The 15,455-nt window shown below is 34.5% G+C and carries 21 protein-coding genes; 7 read left to right on the top strand and 14 right to left on the bottom strand.

From position 1 onward, the window contains the following. Positions 1-331: 331 nt before the first annotated feature. Together ACRYLU_RS00615 and ACRYLU_RS00610 are read left to right on the top strand one after the other, a co-directional pair. Positions 332-652, top strand: coding sequence for a hypothetical protein (locus ACRYLU_RS00615; RefSeq protein ID WP_038598561.1), 321 nt, complete (start codon positions 332-334; stop codon positions 650-652). Between the two features lie 126 nt (positions 653-778). Continuing rightward, positions 779-2,725: an alpha-amylase family glycosyl hydrolase gene (locus tag ACRYLU_RS00610; RefSeq protein WP_412005725.1), complete on the top strand. Its 1,947-nt coding sequence runs from the start codon at positions 779-781 to the stop codon at positions 2,723-2,725. Between the two features lie 59 nt (positions 2,726-2,784). Here the strand turns inward: ACRYLU_RS00610 and ACRYLU_RS00605 are convergent, their stop codons facing one another. Continuing rightward, on the bottom strand, positions 2,785-3,330 hold the full coding sequence (locus ACRYLU_RS00605; protein ID WP_038598555.1) for a TetR/AcrR family transcriptional regulator: 546 nt from the start codon (positions 3,328-3,330) through the stop codon (positions 2,785-2,787). Positions 3,331-3,441: 111 nt separating this feature from the next. On the opposite strand from ACRYLU_RS00605, the gene ACRYLU_RS00600 reads away from it, so the two are divergent. From ACRYLU_RS00600 to ACRYLU_RS00585, 4 genes are all read left to right on the top strand, one after another. Continuing rightward, positions 3,442-4,227 (top strand): SDR family oxidoreductase, encoded by a 786-nt coding sequence (locus tag ACRYLU_RS00600; RefSeq protein WP_445081056.1) that lies wholly within the window; start codon positions 3,442-3,444, stop codon positions 4,225-4,227. Between the two features lie 10 nt (positions 4,228-4,237). Beyond that, positions 4,238-4,549 carry a DUF2316 family protein gene (locus ACRYLU_RS00595; protein WP_445081055.1) on the top strand — a complete coding sequence of 104 codons (312 nt, stop codon included), beginning with the start codon at positions 4,238-4,240 and terminating at the stop codon, positions 4,547-4,549. Positions 4,550-4,568: 19 nt separating this feature from the next. After that, positions 4,569-5,354: an SDR family NAD(P)-dependent oxidoreductase gene (locus ACRYLU_RS00590; protein WP_038598545.1), complete on the top strand. Its 786-nt coding sequence runs from the start codon at positions 4,569-4,571 to the stop codon at positions 5,352-5,354. Positions 5,355-5,446: 92 nt separating this feature from the next. Further along, a complete protein-coding gene (locus ACRYLU_RS00585) occupies positions 5,447-5,998 on the top strand; it encodes a TMEM175 family protein (RefSeq protein ID WP_038598542.1) in 552 nt (183 codons plus the stop codon). A 31-nt stretch (positions 5,999-6,029) separates the two neighbouring features. On the opposite strand, the gene ACRYLU_RS00580 is transcribed toward ACRYLU_RS00585, so the two are convergent. The 13 genes from ACRYLU_RS00580 to ACRYLU_RS00520 form a co-directional block, all read right to left on the bottom strand. Next, a complete protein-coding gene (locus tag ACRYLU_RS00580; RefSeq protein ID WP_003131822.1) occupies positions 6,030-6,353 on the bottom strand; it encodes a DUF1292 domain-containing protein in 324 nt (107 codons plus the stop codon). Between the two features lie 152 nt (positions 6,354-6,505). Continuing rightward, the gene (gene ruvX, locus ACRYLU_RS00575; RefSeq protein ID WP_098393064.1) at positions 6,506-6,937 is read right to left on the bottom strand and encodes a Holliday junction resolvase RuvX; all 432 of its coding nucleotides are present in this window, start codon (positions 6,935-6,937) and stop codon (positions 6,506-6,508) included. Next, a complete protein-coding gene (locus tag ACRYLU_RS00570; RefSeq protein ID WP_003131820.1) occupies positions 6,937-7,203 on the bottom strand; it encodes an IreB family regulatory phosphoprotein in 267 nt (88 codons plus the stop codon). The genes ruvX and ACRYLU_RS00570 overlap by 1 nt, the downstream gene beginning before the upstream one ends. A gap of 297 nt (positions 7,204-7,500) precedes the next feature. After that, a complete protein-coding gene (locus tag ACRYLU_RS00565; RefSeq protein ID WP_038598535.1) occupies positions 7,501-8,181 on the bottom strand; it encodes a CPBP family intramembrane glutamic endopeptidase in 681 nt (226 codons plus the stop codon). A gap of 181 nt (positions 8,182-8,362) precedes the next feature. Continuing rightward, a complete protein-coding gene (locus tag ACRYLU_RS00560; protein ID WP_195362654.1) occupies positions 8,363-9,010 on the bottom strand; it encodes a CPBP family intramembrane glutamic endopeptidase in 648 nt (215 codons plus the stop codon). A gap of 54 nt (positions 9,011-9,064) precedes the next feature. After that, complete coding sequence (locus ACRYLU_RS00555; protein WP_143466199.1) at positions 9,065-9,223, bottom strand: bacteriocin; 159 nt, start codon at positions 9,221-9,223, stop codon at positions 9,065-9,067. Between the two features lie 171 nt (positions 9,224-9,394). After that, on the bottom strand, positions 9,395-9,715 hold the full coding sequence (locus ACRYLU_RS00550) for a helix-turn-helix transcriptional regulator (protein WP_445081054.1): 321 nt from the start codon (positions 9,713-9,715) through the stop codon (positions 9,395-9,397). 66 nt (positions 9,716-9,781) lie between these two features. Further along, positions 9,782-10,693: an aldo/keto reductase gene (locus ACRYLU_RS00545; RefSeq protein ID WP_029344698.1), complete on the bottom strand. Its 912-nt coding sequence runs from the start codon at positions 10,691-10,693 to the stop codon at positions 9,782-9,784. A gap of 207 nt (positions 10,694-10,900) precedes the next feature. Beyond that, entirely contained in the window at positions 10,901-11,035 is a 135-nt protein-coding gene (rpmH, locus tag ACRYLU_RS00540; RefSeq protein WP_003131818.1) for a 50S ribosomal protein L34, read from the bottom strand. 131 nt (positions 11,036-11,166) lie between these two features. Continuing rightward, positions 11,167-12,081 carry an RNA-binding cell elongation regulator Jag/EloR gene (gene jag, locus ACRYLU_RS00535; RefSeq protein WP_038598516.1) on the bottom strand — a complete coding sequence of 305 codons (915 nt, stop codon included), beginning with the start codon at positions 12,079-12,081 and terminating at the stop codon, positions 11,167-11,169. 88 nt (positions 12,082-12,169) lie between these two features. After that, a complete protein-coding gene (locus ACRYLU_RS00530; RefSeq protein ID WP_038598513.1) occupies positions 12,170-12,979 on the bottom strand; it encodes a YidC/Oxa1 family membrane protein insertase in 810 nt (269 codons plus the stop codon). Beyond that, on the bottom strand, positions 12,976-13,344 hold the full coding sequence (gene rnpA, locus ACRYLU_RS00525) for a ribonuclease P protein component (protein ID WP_161935064.1): 369 nt from the start codon (positions 13,342-13,344) through the stop codon (positions 12,976-12,978). The genes ACRYLU_RS00530 and rnpA overlap by 4 nt, the downstream gene beginning before the upstream one ends. 135 nt (positions 13,345-13,479) lie before the next feature. Further along, a complete protein-coding gene (locus tag ACRYLU_RS00520) occupies positions 13,480-14,055 on the bottom strand; it encodes a TetR/AcrR family transcriptional regulator (RefSeq protein WP_038598510.1) in 576 nt (191 codons plus the stop codon). A 195-nt stretch (positions 14,056-14,250) separates the two neighbouring features. On the opposite strand from ACRYLU_RS00520, the gene ACRYLU_RS00515 reads away from it, so the two are divergent. After that, a complete protein-coding gene (locus tag ACRYLU_RS00515; RefSeq protein ID WP_445081053.1) occupies positions 14,251-15,447 on the top strand; it encodes a multidrug efflux MFS transporter in 1,197 nt (398 codons plus the stop codon). Positions 15,448-15,455: the final 8 nt, after the last annotated feature.

The raw sequence follows: 15,455 nt of genomic DNA, 5'->3' as shown, positions 1-15,455 counted from the left end.
TTATTTTACTTTTGTTTATATTTTCGTCAGTTCCTATTGTGCCCTTTTTGCAACATAACGGCGCTATAAAGCCATTAACCATTTTTTTAACATTTCATAAATGTTTAAATAATTAATGAAAAAAGACCGATAAAAATTAAAAATTTGATTCTAAATCGACTTTTGTAACAAAAAAATAAGATAAGCCCCTTTTGAAAGAGTAAGATTTCGCTTTCATTTTATTATTTTTTCATCACACTTCTAAGTTGAGGCTTATTTTAAATAATAAATATTACCACTTAAGCATTAAGAATAATAAGGTATAATAAAGAGAAAGAAATGAGGAACACGTATGGATTATAATGATTTTATGAAAAGTAAGCACATTGCTGAACGTTGGGGAGAGTTTCAGGCTAATTATAAAAATTTAAATAAAACAAGTGAATTAAAAGCTTATCATGATTTACTGACAGAGTTTTATGATTATATTCAAAGCCTAGAAGCTCATTTTTTTAATGACGAAAAAGTTGCTGACCCAAAAAATCTACTGACAGAAAATCCAGCAACTTCTTCGCAAATTTTTAATGCTCCCAAAATTCCAGAAACACTTTCTTTTGGTCAAGAAGCACTCGGGGGTGAGGAAGACCCTTGGTTTGGTTTTAATGATGAATAAAAATATTTACTGACCCATTCTGTCAGTAAATATTTTTTGTTTTATATGGGAATTTCGTTGTGAAAACCTTTGCAAAAGTGATAAAATAGAGCTAGAAATGATTTTCAGTAAAAAGGAGAAGAGCTTATGCCTCTAAATATTTTGGATTATGACCCTTATTTGGAACCTTTCAAAGAAGATTTGTCTTTGCGGCTTTTTGAATTTGCTCGAACAAAAAAACGGCTTTTAGGAACGGATGGTTCGCTTGTTGATTTTGCTAATGGTTATAAGTATTTTGGCTTCCAACAAGAAAGTAAACACTGGACTTTTCGCGAATGGGCACCAAATGCTAAAAGAGCTTGGTTGGTTGGAGATTTCAATAATTGGGAAAACAATTTTGAGTTGAAACAGGCCTATGGTGGGGCTTGGGAAATTTCAATTCCGGGTATGCTACCTGTGGGTTCTAAGGTGAAGGTTAAGCTGCTTTTACCGTCTGGTGAAACAGTTTATCGTGTTCCCTCTTATATTATGTTTGCTGTCCCCAATGAGCGCCATGAATTGGATGGAGTGATTGTTCAACCAAAATATGATTGGAAGAATAAAGCCCCTCAGTTAAAAGAAGCTCCTTTGATTTATGAAGCACACATTGGTATTTCAACTGAAGAATATAAAATTAATTCTTATAAAGAATTCACGCGCGATGTCTTACCAAGAATTAAAAAGGCTGGTTACAATACTATTCAACTGATGGCAATTATGGAACATCCACTCTATGCTAGTTTTGGTTATCAAGTTTCCAATTTCTTTGCAATTTCTAGTCGCTTTGGTCAGCCAGAAGATTTGATGGAATTGATTGATCAAGCTCATGGTATGGGTTTACGAGTGCTTTTAGATGTGGTTCATTCACATGCTGTAAAAAATATCGAAGATGGTCTCAACTATTTTGATGGGACAGAAAATCAGTATTTTCATGAAGGTGAACGAGGAAATCATCCAGCTTGGAAGACAAAACTTTTTAATTATGGCAAAGATGAAGTCATTCATTTTCTACTTTCAAATCTTAAATTTTGGTTGGATACCTATCATTTTGATGGTTTTCGTTTTGATGGTGTGACTTCAATGCTTTATCATGATCATGGTTTAGGGACTGCATTTACTGATTACAGCAAATATTTTTCGCTCAATACAGATATCGAAGCGGTGACTTATTTGATGTTGGCAAATGAATTAACACATTTATTCAATCCATCAGTAACAACAATCGCTGAAGATATGTCAGCCATGCCGGGAATGGCCCTACCTATTTCAAGTGGTGGAATTGGTTTTGATTACCGTTTATCAATGGGGATTCCTGATTTTTGGATTAAACAATTGAAAGAAAAAACGGATAATAGTCTTGACTTATTGAGCCTTTGGTGGGAATTAACGACGCGACGTCCTGGTGAAAAAAATATTGGTTATTCTGAAAGTCATGACCAAGCTTTAGTTGGTGATAAAACGATTATGATGTGGTTAGCTGATGAAGAGATTTATTGGAAAATGGACCTTAATAGTCGCTCTCTAAAAATTGACCGTGCTATAGCGCTTCATAAATTAATTCGCCTCATTACTTTTAGTTTGGCTGGTGAAGGTTATTTAAATTTCATGGGTAACGAATTTGGCCACCCCGAATGGCTTGATTTTCCGCGTCAAGAAAATCATGATGATTTCCAACATGCTAGAAGACAATGGTCTTTAGCTGATAATAAAGATTTACGTTTCCAATATTTATTGGCATTTGACCAAGCGATGATTAATCTAGAGCGACATTATAAGTTTCTAGAAAGCCCAGAACCTGTCCAACAACTTTGGATAAAAAATTCGGATAAATTACTAGCTTATAAAAAAGGGCAACTTCTTTTCGTCTTTAATTTCCATCCTAGTTATGAACAAGAACTTCAACTCCAATTTCCTGAGAAACCAGAGCTTATCTTCGATAGTGATGACCAAAAATTTGGTGGTTTTGGTCCAAGAAGTAGTTTTGGTTGGTCAAAAGGGCATTTAAATCTAATCCTTGAACCCAGAACTGCCATGGTTTTCCAAATTAAAGAATAAAAACCTGTCAATTGACAGGTTTTTTTACTGACAGAAATCCAAAAAGTCTGTCAGTAACTTTAAAAGGCATTTAAATTCGGTTCAAGCAAAGTCCAGAGATTTTCAAATTGATTTCGAAATTGGTCATCCCACTGTGGGGCAATTTTTGGGTGATGAAAATAAACAAAAGCTTGAATATACGCAGCAGCTTCCTCTTCACTTTCAAATTTAGCAGCTGTTTTTAGACTCTCAACCATTTCTAAAATATGTTTACGTCCCAATTCTAAATTTTCTCCAATGTAGGTTGTGTATAAGGCAAACATTTCTGGGGTTTTTCGATGTGCTTCATATTTGGCAATGGCGACTGACCAGAGCCAGTCATGAACAATCTCTTTTTGATGTTCATACTTACTTGTGTCAAAAGGAAATATTTTTACAAGTGTCTGACCATTGAGCCAACGAAGGGCAAGTATCGTTAAAAGTTCATCTTTACTTTTAAAGTGCTTATAAATAGCTGGTTGACTAATATTGAGTTCCTTAGCAATTTTTGAAATAGTGAGTTTCTCTATTCCATTTTCTAAGATAAATTCTTCTGTTTTTCCTAATATCTTTTCACGTGTATTCATAAATTAATTGTAACACAAGTTATAATCCTTGACAAATATAACTTTCTGGTTTATAATTCATTTTGTTGGTTATAAAAGTTAAAAAAAATAACCTCATAAAAAGGAGAAATCATGACATTTACAGGACATACGATTTTAATCACAGGTGGTACAAGCGGAATCGGACTTGGTTTTGCTAAAAAGTTTTCCGAATTAGGAAATAAAATCATCATTACCGCCCGAAATGAAAAACGTCTTAATCAAATTTTAAATGAAAATCCAACTTTTACAGGATTTGTCAGTGATGTTGCTGACAAAAACTCCCTCCCCCAATTAGTCAACTTCATCAAAGAAAATTTCCCTCAACTTGATGTCATTATGAACTGTGCCGGAATTATGCGTGCGATTAATTTGTTTGAACAAGCTGATAATTCTCTAAAACTACTGACAGAAGAAATTCATATTAATTTATTAGGAACAATTGCTGTGACACAAGCATTTTTGAATATCCTTGTCGCAAATAATGGACTGGTCATTAATGTTTCATCAGGATTATCAAATCTGGCTGACGGTGCACACCCTATTTACAATTTGACCAAAGCTGGGGTTCATTTTTACTCTGATGCGCTTCGAGAACAAGCTAAATATTTTGAAAAGACTTTAAAAGTCATCGAATTAGTTCCACCATTAGTTGCTGAAACAAATCTCGAAAGCCATACAAATACTGACGCACCCAATAACATGGCACTTTCAGACTTAATTAGTGAAACTTTAGCCGGGCTTGAAACTGGATTAGACCGGATTGACGCTGGTTTTGCTAAACAACTTCACCAAATGGGCAAAGTAAATAGTGACGAAAACACCAAACTACTTTCTCAACAAATGCTCACTAATTATTTTCCCAAAATGAAAGATTAGAGAAGAAAAAATGTCACTCAATCCCCTTCAAATGCATAATACCAAAAAAGAACTCCGTAAAAATTTTGAACTCACAGGACTTAGCAAATCTGAAATTGCTAATGATTTAAAAATTAGCGAGGTAAAACTTGAAAAAATATTTAATCTTAAACAACGAACACTCGAAGATACTTGGATTTTACGAAATTATTTACTAGAAAAAGTAGAAAAAACAGGTCAACAGCCTGTTCACTTTACCGCTTTAGCTGGAGATTGGCACCGTCACTGGTTTTTAAATACTAATCTAATTGACCAGCAACATATGTCTAAAGGCGACAACTAAAACTCAAAGGAGAAAAATCATGAAAACACTTATCACCGGTGCAAATAAAGGAATTGGTTTTGCACTTGCTCAAAACCTTGGTCATCGTGGCTATGAAGTCTTAGTCGGAGCCCGTAATGAAACGCGTGGACAAGAAGCCGTTGAAAAGCTGAAAGCCGAAGGAATTACTGCCAAATTTGTCAAAGTAGATTTAGATGACTTAAATCAATTGACGAGTCTGTCAGCACTGACAGATATTGATTTATTGATTAATAATGCTGGAATTTCTGGTAACATTCATTCAGATAAAGGACACCTTGATATGGAAAAATCAGCTTTTGATTATTCAACAATTGATTTAGAAGAAACAATTAAAACCAATTTTTTGGGAACACATGCTGTGATTAAAGAACTTCTTCCACATTCACTGACAGAAAACGCTAAAATTATTAACATCACCGTACCCGTTTCTCAAGAATATTGGATGCCACTTGCTTATGTCACTTCAAAAGCCGCACAAAATGCCATGACCTTTGCTTTTGGTCATCAATTCAAAAAAGATAAATCTAAAAAACAAATCTTTGCTGTTATGCCTGGTGCAGTTGCAACAGATTTGAACGGTACAAAAGTTGGTGATAGTCCGTTTGTAAAATCCCCTGAGGAAACAGCACAAATGATTAGTAAATTTATTTTTGATGACAAAAATCATAACGCTCAAATTATTAATTTTGACGGAACAATTTATGATAACTATGAACCAGGCTTACGTAATAAAGTCATTAAAGATGTCGCTAAAAATGGTTTAAAGCGTAAATTTAAAAAATAAATAAAAAAGTTACTGACAGATCGGTCAGCAACTTTTTTATTATTTTTTGAAAAAAAGTAAGCAAATCTTAACATTTGTGATAAAATAATTCCATGGAAAAAGAAAGATTTTTGGCCTTTACAGATGCTATTATTGCCATCATTGCAACGATTATGGTTTTAGAATTTAAAACCCCTGATAAAAGTGGCTGGCCTGCTCTGGCAGAATTAACCATCCCACTTTTAGCCTATGCTTTGAGCTTTTTTATGATTATGACCGTATGGTATAATCATCATCAACTTTATCGTGATATTAAAAATATTACTCCTCGAATATTCTTATTGAATACGCTCTGGCTATTCATTATGTCATTTTTCCCCTTCACCACGGGTTGGGTCGGAAAACATGCAAGTGAGTTTCTCCCTGAATTTTTCTATTTGATTATTATTTTTCTCTGGGCAGCTGTTTTTCACCTTATGGACCATGAGCTGCTCAAAGAAAATCCCGATAAGGAATACAAAGAACTCACACACAGTCTTTCAGGTAGAAATCTTTTTCTCATCAACTTTCTTTCCATTATTATCGTTTGGTTTTGGCCTCCTGTCGGCTTAGTTTGCGTTGCTATGCTTGCTACAATATCCCTCATAAGTTTCTTAAAGAAATAAAAAAGCCGTCAGTTAATGACAGCTTTTTATTTTAATCTTCTTGTTCATCCATAAAGCTATTGAAGACTTCTTCAATCATATCCCATTCATCTTCAGCATCTTCAGGGATTGGTTGCAAATCACCTTCAGTACCGTCAGCATTCTCAGTAAATGAGTAAGCCAAAACATCGATAAGACCTTGTTCATCTTCTTCAAACTCAGTAGGTTGTAAAACAACATAGTTTTTGCCAAATTCTTCTTGTCCATCAATGGTAATCAAAATTTGGAACAAGCTTTCGTTTCCATTTTCATCAACCAAAGTAATATAGTCAGGTTCATGATTATGGTCATGTTCGTGATCATGTGTATGAGTCATTTTATTTCCTTTTCTTCATCCTTAATTAGAGGGATTTTCTGCTATTCATAATCAAATAAATAGACAACTTTTACTGACAGAAAATCCTACGAATATTTGTCAGTACTTTTATACTTACAAATAAACTAAAGCTGTCATCAGTAAACCAAAAATTATAATTTTAATGCATGAGCATCCAAATAATTTTGTAAAATCAAAACAGCAGCCAATTTATCAATTGATTTTTTGCGATCTTTACGACGCACTCCACCATCAATCAATACTTTTTCAGCTTGCGCAGTTGTCAATCGTTCATCTTGATAAGCAACTTCCAAACCGAATTCACTGGCTAATTTTGTACCATAATCCCGTGATGCTTCGGCACGAATTCCTTCATCACCGTTCATATGTTTTGGAAGACCAAGAACTACCTTTTCAGGTTTGTATTCTTTAATCAAAACGCCCAAACGTTCAAAGCCAAGCTCACCAGCTTCACTGTCAATCTTAATGGTTTCAACAGGTTGAGCGGTCATCCCAAGTAAATCACTGACAGAAACTCCCACAGTTTTTGTTCCGACATCAAGCCCTAAAATTCGTGCAAACACTATAAATTGACACCATTATCTTTCAAATAATTCTTGATTAATTCCTCAACAATATCATCTCGATCAAAACGGCGAATTTTATTACGCGCATCATCATGACGAGGGATATAAGCAGGGTCTCCCGACAAAACATAACCCACGATTTGATTGATAGGATTGTAACCCTTAGCCTCAAGCACATTGTAAACATCAACGAGTGTTTCGCCAATTTCTTTCTTGTCCGAATCACCAAATTCAAAACGGACTGTTTCATCTGTAAAACTCATAAGACACCTCCTTTAAATTTATCTGTAAAGCCAGATTAAACTAAAAATCAATAATTTCCATCCCGTCAGCCAACTGATGTCCACATTTTTAGAAGACAATCATTTTATTTACTGACAGAAATATCCCATTAAAAATTTCTTAGATACATGTTAATTATACGTTATTTTTTGCTTGAATTCAACCGTTTTCTCCATTAAAGTAAATAAAAGCCTTCTATCAAGACTTTTAAATTTTAAATAAAAAGCGAATTTTAATTTGAAAATTACCCAAGAATAAGAAGCCTAATCACTAGTTACTCAGAATGCCCAAAAGCTTAATAAATTTGGTAAATAAGTATTTATCAGATTTATTGAACTGTGAAGAGCGATACTTTCCCCAATTGCTTTACGCCGGTGATAGGCCAAAGTAACAACTAAACTTATAGGCAGATATAAAAAGAAAGAGTAAGTAAAACCAGTATGCACCCATGCAAACACAGTGACGCTCACAAAACAAGCCAAGCATTTTTTGTCAAAAAGTTGATAAAGATATTCCCGATAAATCAACTCTTCACTAATCGGTCCAATCACGAATAAATCTAATGAATGCGTCCAAAAAGGAGTCCGTGCAAAATAATTTGCCAAATCTATTGAATGTTCTGGAAAAGCTTCTAAAGCTGGTGTCATCTGAAAATATAAATGATGTGCCAAAGCAATAAAAATATTTCCACCAACAATAAAAAACAAAATAAATAACAAATTTTTTGGACGAAATATATCAAAAATCTTTTTAAAAGCATCATTTTTATAAGCAATAACTATTATTACTAAAAAAGTTAAAATATCCACAAATCCATAATAATTAAAAGCAAAATCATAGAAAGTTGGTGGAAAAATACCTAGTCTAGGTTCCCAACCGTTGTAGAGAATCAATGTCACTAATAGCAATAGAACTACTTTTAATTTAGTCTGTAAAGATTTTTTTATATGTTCAATCATAAAAGCCCCCAAAAAAAGGATTGCTAAATTATATTAACAATCCTTTAGCTTAAAATAAACTAGAATTAACAAAAAACGATTAGATTAACGGTCATAAATATCACTCTCAAAAAGAGTGACTCCCCCCTCTTCATAAGAACAAAATATCTAAAACCTTAGTATTTTAGAAAATGAAAGATTGCTACATATACATCGTAAATGCCGGAACATTGTCAATTATAAAATTTAGCAGACCATGTGCCATCATACTCTCCGTGACAACTCGCCGACGTTGATAAACCAACCCAAGGGTAAGACCCATTGGTAGATAATAGAAAAACGAAATGGTGAAACTTGAATGCACCCAAGCAAAAAAGACCGAACTCACAAAAAATGCTAACCATTTCCATTTAAGCAGACGATAAAGATATTCTCGAAAGATTAACTCCTCAAACATTGGTCCCAAAATATAGACGATAAGTTTCCCCTCCCAAGTTGGAATTGTATGCAAAAAATCCCACAATCTTATCCCATTGTCTGATACTGTTTCTAATGCTGGAACTAAACTAAAATAGATTCGATAACAAAAATAAATAAAAACAAAGCCCAAAACAAGATAGAGAATGAACATAAATAAATTTTTATAATAAAAAGTTGTCAAAACTTTTTTAAAAACCCCCACCTTACAGGCAATCACAAATGCAATCAATGCAGTTAACCCTGTGTGAATATTAAAGGTTTCATAATATATAGATGTAGGAAGCAAATAATCGGGACCAACATATAAAAGCCAAGTTACTAGCAATAAAAAGAAAGCAACACAACAATCGGAAGTTAGTAATTTTCTCATTTTATACCTCTTAAAGAAAAGCACTGTAAAAAATTACAGCACTTTTCAAACATCTTATTTGGGTGTGTTTATACCGTCGCCATAACTACCGCCAAATTCAATTAATGAAGAAATCGAACTTTCGTAGTGATAATCTATTCCTCCAGCCCTAATCCCCATCAATTCCTCATCAGTCAACACTTCAAATTCTTCAAAAATAGTTTGCAATTCCATAAAAACACACTTTCTAGCCCCATCGGACTCGTTTTGAGCATTTTTAGTCAATAAACATTTCCACTAGAAAGGCTCATCAAATTTTCGGCATCTCCGTAATTAATTACACGTATATTTTATACTTTTCTGAATATTTAGTCAATACTGTTTTAATATTCTTTTTGTGTACTTTTAGTTTATATTTTCACTATCTTTTAACAAATCATCTATTGAACATTTAAATACATTTGCCATCTCTTGGACAAGTTCTAAACTCGGTTCACGTCGGCCGTGCTCCCAATTACAGACAGCTTGTTTACTCGAATAAAGCAGTTTCCCAAGTTCTTTTTGTGTCAGCCCCGCTATAAGCCTTTTTTGTCGAAGATTACTAGAAAAATTTCCTCCAGAAACCTCTATCAATTCTTCATCATTGACTTTCTCAAAAATTTCTAACTTTGAAAAAATTTTTACCTTACTGTCATTATTTTTCTTGAAATATTTAGAAAAATCCATCAGATTTCCTCCCAAAAAAGTAATCAAAAGACTAGTTTTTAAACCAGTCTCCTACTTTAATTATATTTAAGGTAAAATGTTTCCAGCCGCCATGTACAAGTCGTACCATTCCGCACGTTCCAAGACAATATCTGAAGCAGCAGCAATTTCTTCAATTCGGCTCAATGTCATCGTTCCAATAATTGTTTGGATATTGGCAGGATGCCGATTAATCCAAGCGACAGCAATTCCAGTTGGAGTAGAATTGTATTTTTCTGCATAAAATTCCAATTTTTTATTCAAATCAGGGAATTTTTCATTTCCAACAAAGACGCCTTCAAAGAAACCATATTGGAAAGGTGACCAAGCCTGAATAGTCATATTATTAATACGAGAATACTCTAAAATTCCATTATCATGAACAAAAGAACCTTCATCACTCATATTTACATGAATCCCAGCATCAATCATTCCCGTATGTTTCAAGCCAAACTGTAATTGATTAAACAACAATGGCTCTTTCACCGCTGTTTTCAACAGTTCAACTTGACCAGGATTTTGATTAGAAACCCCAAAATAACGTACTTTCCCTGCTTTTTCCAATTCATAAAAAGCCTCAGCTACTTCTTCAGGTTCGACTAAAGTATCTGGACGATGCAAGAGCAAAGTATCCAAATAATCAGTTTTTAAACGAGATAAACTCCCCTCAACCGATTCAATAATATGTTTTTTTGAAAAATCGAACATTTTCCCAGGAACAATTCCGCATTTTGACTGTAAAATAATATCTTCTCGTTTTACTGACGATTTTTCTAGAGCATCTGCAAAAATCGATTCACAAGCTCCACCCCCATAGATATCAGCATGGTCAAAGAAATTTATCCCTTGCTCCACTGATTTTTCAATTACAGCAACCGGATCTTTTCCCTCTTCATTAATTCTCATACAACCTAAAATAATTTGAGAAGCTTCAAGTTCACCAATTTTGAATTTTTTCACGACAAAACTCTCCTTTAAGTGTGAGATTTCACCTTATCTTCAATCAACAAAGGAAAAAATTTCACTAATTATTTAATAAAACCATTATAACACAATTAATGAAACCGTTTAACAAAATATATTTAATCATCAACCGACTCCTGCCTTATTTATGAATAATCAAATAAAAAAAATCAGCCATAAGCTGATTTCAATTTCATTTACAAATTAAACTGTAAGTGAAGCACGTCCTTTACGACGACGAGCTGCAAGGACACGACGTCCGTTTTTAGTTGCCATACGGCTACGGAATCCGTGAGTAGTCTTACGAGATTTTTTGTGTGGTTGGTAAGTACGTTTCATTTTATATAAGTCCCTGGGCTACTTCACTTTTGGTTGAAAGTAGCTCCACCTTTTCGGTGTTCCTTTCATCTTTTTACTGCTATTAAAAGCATACCTTACAATTCTACACTATGAAAGGTCTTTTGTCAAGGCTAAATCTCTTTAGCCACAACAATATAGCGATTATATTCCTGTCCTTCTGAATGACTTGATACACCATTTTCCTGACCAATAATAGTGTGAACAATTTTACGTTCATTAGACTGTAAATCATTAATATAAACAGTTTCACCGGCACGCGCACGTTCCGCTGCACGATGAGCAAGGCTTACGATATAAGCTTTGCGTTTTTCATGATAATCACCTACATTCACAGCAATATTCATTCGTGTATTCAAAATACTATTAGCGTAAGCTTTTGCTAAAATTTGCAAACTTTGTAAAATTTTACCATGTTTGCCAATAAGCAAAGCATCATGATTAGAAGTCAAATTGAAAACTGTTAAATTACCGTCACGAGAAACTGAAACACGTGTTGCAATTCCCATTTCTTGTGTGATAGTTGTTAAATAACTTGAAATTTTTGAAGCAATTTTTTCATCTTCATTTGAAACTTCTTTCTTCGCTTCAACTTCTTCTTTAACAGCGGAAACCACATCAGAGAGGTCTGCTGTTCCTTGACGATTTTGAACAACCGTCTTTTTAGCCACTTCAATAATCGCATTACGCTCTTCTTCAGTGATTTCCCCATTTTGTTCTCTCTCAGCCGCACGGACAGCTTTAACCACTTGGCTTAATTCAAGTGTTGCTTCCATAGCAGATTGTGACTTAGGCACACCAAGATTGATTGTATCATCCACACCACGTTCTGCTAAATGGTCAGCTTTACGCACTGTTTCTTCATGGATTGGCTCAATATTAACCCGAGCCCGTTTCTTTCCAAACCCTAAGAAACCTTTTTTCTCTTTTTGTTCAATATGAATATGAACATTTTCACGCTTAACATTTAAGCGATTTAAGCCACGTTCGATTGCATCTTCGACCGTTTCACCAGTAAAAATAGCCATAATAAAACTACTCCTGTCATATGATAAAGCCTATTGACAATTTCTAGCACAACTTCCAAATTAAAATAAAAACTGCCAATGGTATTTTTTATTTTTTTCTTGCTTTCTTCAAGGCTTTTTCGCGAGCTTTAATTTTGTCTTTTTCGACCTGTACCTTAGCTTCACGCGCCGCAATAATTTTGTATGGATTTGCCAACAACATTGTTTGGAATACTTGGAAAGCATTAGAGATTACCCAGTAGAGTGCAATCCCGGCAGCAAAGTTAACCCCCATAATCAAGATGAAAATAGGCATGATATAAGTCATTGAAGTTGTCATTGCATTTCTTTCTGGAGCAGATTTCATCATCAAGTATGAACTCAAGAAAGTAAAGACCGCAGCCAAAATAGGCAAAATAAAAGTAGGGTCTTTAGCACCAATTTCAAACCACAGGAAAGTTCCGTGTTTCAAAAAGTCCACACGAGACAAGGCTTGATAAAGTGCCCATAGCACTGGCATTTGAACAATTAGTGGTAAACAACCCATGTAAGGGTTGACTTTATTTTCTGCATAAAGTTTTTGAATTTCCTCGTTCATCAAACGACGAGATTCCATATCTTTGCTAGGGTATTTAGCCTGAATTTTTTTGATTTCTGGCTGAATTTCTTGCATACGTTGGCTAGATTTGATTTGGATATTCATCAAGGGAAGCAATGCTGCCCGAATAACAATCGTGAATAAAATAATACCAACTCCGGTCAAACCACCAAATGACAAGAAACGAATAACCTGTGCAAAGCCATATACAATTTGGTCCCAAAGGTTGGTTGAACTACTTGTCACAGCTGTTGTTCCACAAGCTGTAAGCAACAAAAGAGCTGCCCCTGCCATTGCGATCAAACTAAATTTCTTTTTCAATCGTTTTCTCCATCCACATAGATTTTTGACAACTTCAAAACGTGTTTTAGATTTTTCTTTACTTCATCAAAACTGAGTGTTTCAACACCCGAACGTGCAATAATTACAAAATCTTCATCTGTCAAATAAGGCTTAAATTCAGCAATGGCATGGCGTAAAAGACGTTTAATTCGATTACGTAAAACCGCATGACCAAGCTTTTTGCTTACTGATAGACCTACACGAAAATGAGGTTGATTTGTGTTTAATTTATAGACCACAAATTTTTTATTGGCAAAGCTATGTTTCGCTGAAAAAATTTGGTCAAAATCCTTTGAGCGTTTAACGCGATATGTTTTTTTTATAGCCAAGCCACTCTCTCCCATTTTAGAAATTATCGTATTAATTTTATCATAAACTTGCTAAAAAGTCACTATATCACTTGAAAACGTTCTATTTTATTGAAGGGATTAATAGTTAAATTTAGCATTTAAAAATACCATGTATTTAACATGGTATTTTTAAATGCTTTCTGTATTATCTAGACGACTAAGCAGATGATCAACCATGTAAGTAAAGGATTCCTCTTTAGAAATTGAACCAGACTGACGAAAATATCCTAATTGTGTTAAAGTGATAAATCCATGAAGCGTTGAGCGAAACATCCGACTGATATGAAAATTTTCTTCTTCTGACAAATGAAAATTTTCCAAGCTTCGACGAACCAAACGAATATTTTCTTTTGCTAAATACTCAAGTTCCCCATTGTTTGTTTGATGTATTACATTAATCAGTTCATAAACTGCTTCATATTTTTCAGCAAATTTTTTATAACTCTCAGCATAAGCCCTAAGCGCTGCCAAAGGAGTTAGTCCCACCATTGCATGAGTTAGTTCATAATTTAATTCTTTTTGTAGGTAGACTGCCGTTGCCACACGTACTTCTTCCATATTTTTAAAATGATTATAAAGTGACGGAGCTTTAATTCCAAAATACTCAGCTAAGCGCGGAAAACTAACATTAGAGAGACCAATTTTACCAGCTAGTTCAATAGTAGCTTGAACGATTTTATCACGAGTCAATGCAATCCTTGCCATAATTGGATTCCTTTCAATACTTTCGATGCCGAAAGTTTACTCGAAGTTTGAACTTTTATAGTCGATTCAAACTATCTTACTATCAGTATAAAACTATTCTCAATCTTTTTCAAGCAATGATTCATCATTGACAAACTACGAACAATAGTTTTATAATATTATTATGAATACATCAAGAAAGAAGGACATTCACTCATGAAAGAATCATGGCAACGAAATTTAATTGTCCTTTGGTTTGGGACATTTATGACGGGGATAGGTTCAAGTCTTATCGCCCCTTTTATATCACTTTACATCAGCACACTTGGTCATTACTCAAAAACAGAATTAAACATCTGGTCAGGCTTGGTCTTCTCATCTACTTTTATTGTTTTAGCAATCGTTTCTCCCCTCTGGGGAAGATTAGCTGACCAAAAAGGTCGGAAATTGATGCTCTTACGCGCTTCTCTTGGAATGGCAATTTCAATTTCATTAATGGCTTTTGTTACAGCTGCTTGGCAATTGCTTATTTTACGCATGCTACTTGGGGCCTTTTCCGGTTTTGTTTCTAATTCAATGGCCTTAATGGCTAGTTCTGCACCAAAGGAAAAATCAGGGGCCGTCTTATCGCTCCTTACAACAGGATCTGTTGCTGGAACTCTTATCGGTCCAATCATTGGCGGAGTACTTGTTAATATAACTGGTTATCGTCGCGTTTTTAGCGTCACAGGAATCATTATGTTTCTCGTTTTTTTCCTTGCTTTATTTTTTGTCAAAGAAACATTTAAGCCCGTTGAGAAGAAAAACATGCTTTCCTATAAACAAGTTTGGGAAGTTGTTACCCACCCAGCCATTATTTGGGGCATGTTTTTTGCAACCCTCATTACTCAAATGACCAATCAATCGATTAATCCCGTTCTTTCACTCTATGTCCAAGAACTTATGCATGGTCAAGGAAACATTACTTTTATGGCCGGAATTGTCGCTGCTGCCCCAGGAATCGTTACATTAGTGGCTGCTCCATTCTTAGGTCGTCTAGGTGATAAAGTTGGTCAAAGAAAAATCCTTGGTTTTGGACTTTTCTTTTCACTAATTATCTTCTCAATCACAGCAATGACAACTAATGTTTGGTTTTTAATTGTTATGCGACTACTTGTCGGAGTTTCTGATGCAGCAATTCTCCCTTCAGTTCAAGCCATCTTAGCAAAAGAATCTCCTCAAGCTATTACTGGTCGAATTTTCTCTTATAATCAATCTGCTCAATCAATTGGTGCTTTTGCAGGCCCCTTACTTGGTTCAGCTATTGCTGGCTTTATTGACTATCGCTATGTCTTTGTGGGTTCAGCAATTCTGGTTATCTTTAATTTAATAAACTACTTTACACATACTAAATCACTTGCTGTAAAAAACTAATTATAGAA

The organism is Lactococcus sp. KTH0-1S (genome assembly GCF_052544945.1).
Note: the sequence above shows the minus strand (reverse complement) of the source record. Positions and strands in the feature narration are given on the sequence as shown.

Bases quoted from the DNA above. Each gene is read 5' to 3' on its own strand.
- ACRYLU_RS00570 (WP_003131820.1), bottom strand. From the start codon at position 7,203: ATGAGTTTTACAGATGAAACAGTCCGTTTTGAATTTGGTGATTCGGAC.
- rnpA (WP_161935064.1), bottom strand. From the start codon at position 13,344: ATGGGAGAGAGTGGCTTGGCTATAAAAAAAACATATCGCGTTAAACGC.
- ACRYLU_RS00515 (WP_445081053.1), top strand. From the start codon at position 14,251: ATGAAAGAATCATGGCAACGAAATTTAATTGTCCTTTGGTTTGGGACA.
- ACRYLU_RS00585 (WP_038598542.1), top strand. From the start codon at position 5,447: ATGGAAAAAGAAAGATTTTTGGCCTTTACAGATGCTATTATTGCCATC.
- ACRYLU_RS00615 (WP_038598561.1), top strand. From the start codon at position 332: ATGGATTATAATGATTTTATGAAAAGTAAGCACATTGCTGAACGTTGG.
- ACRYLU_RS00555 (WP_143466199.1), bottom strand. From the start codon at position 9,223: ATGGAATTGCAAACTATTTTTGAAGAATTTGAAGTGTTGACTGATGAG.
- ACRYLU_RS00560 (WP_195362654.1), bottom strand. From the start codon at position 9,010: ATGAGAAAATTACTAACTTCCGATTGTTGTGTTGCTTTCTTTTTATTG.
- ACRYLU_RS00520 (WP_038598510.1), bottom strand. From the start codon at position 14,055: ATGGCAAGGATTGCATTGACTCGTGATAAAATCGTTCAAGCTACTATT.
- ACRYLU_RS00580 (WP_003131822.1), bottom strand. From the start codon at position 6,353: ATGACTCATACACATGATCACGAACATGACCATAATCATGAACCTGAC.
- ACRYLU_RS00590 (WP_038598545.1), top strand. From the start codon at position 4,569: ATGAAAACACTTATCACCGGTGCAAATAAAGGAATTGGTTTTGCACTT.
- ACRYLU_RS00600 (WP_445081056.1), top strand. From the start codon at position 3,442: ATGACATTTACAGGACATACGATTTTAATCACAGGTGGTACAAGCGGA.
- ACRYLU_RS00565 (WP_038598535.1), bottom strand. From the start codon at position 8,181: ATGATTGAACATATAAAAAAATCTTTACAGACTAAATTAAAAGTAGTT.
- ACRYLU_RS00605 (WP_038598555.1), bottom strand. From the start codon at position 3,330: ATGAATACACGTGAAAAGATATTAGGAAAAACAGAAGAATTTATCTTA.
- ACRYLU_RS00610 (WP_412005725.1), top strand. From the start codon at position 779: ATGCCTCTAAATATTTTGGATTATGACCCTTATTTGGAACCTTTCAAA.
- jag (WP_038598516.1), bottom strand. From the start codon at position 12,081: ATGGCTATTTTTACTGGTGAAACGGTCGAAGATGCAATCGAACGTGGC.
- ACRYLU_RS00595 (WP_445081055.1), top strand. From the start codon at position 4,238: ATGTCACTCAATCCCCTTCAAATGCATAATACCAAAAAAGAACTCCGT.
- ACRYLU_RS00550 (WP_445081054.1), bottom strand. From the start codon at position 9,715: ATGGATTTTTCTAAATATTTCAAGAAAAATAATGACAGTAAGGTAAAA.
- rpmH (WP_003131818.1), bottom strand. From the start codon at position 11,035: ATGAAACGTACTTACCAACCACACAAAAAATCTCGTAAGACTACTCAC.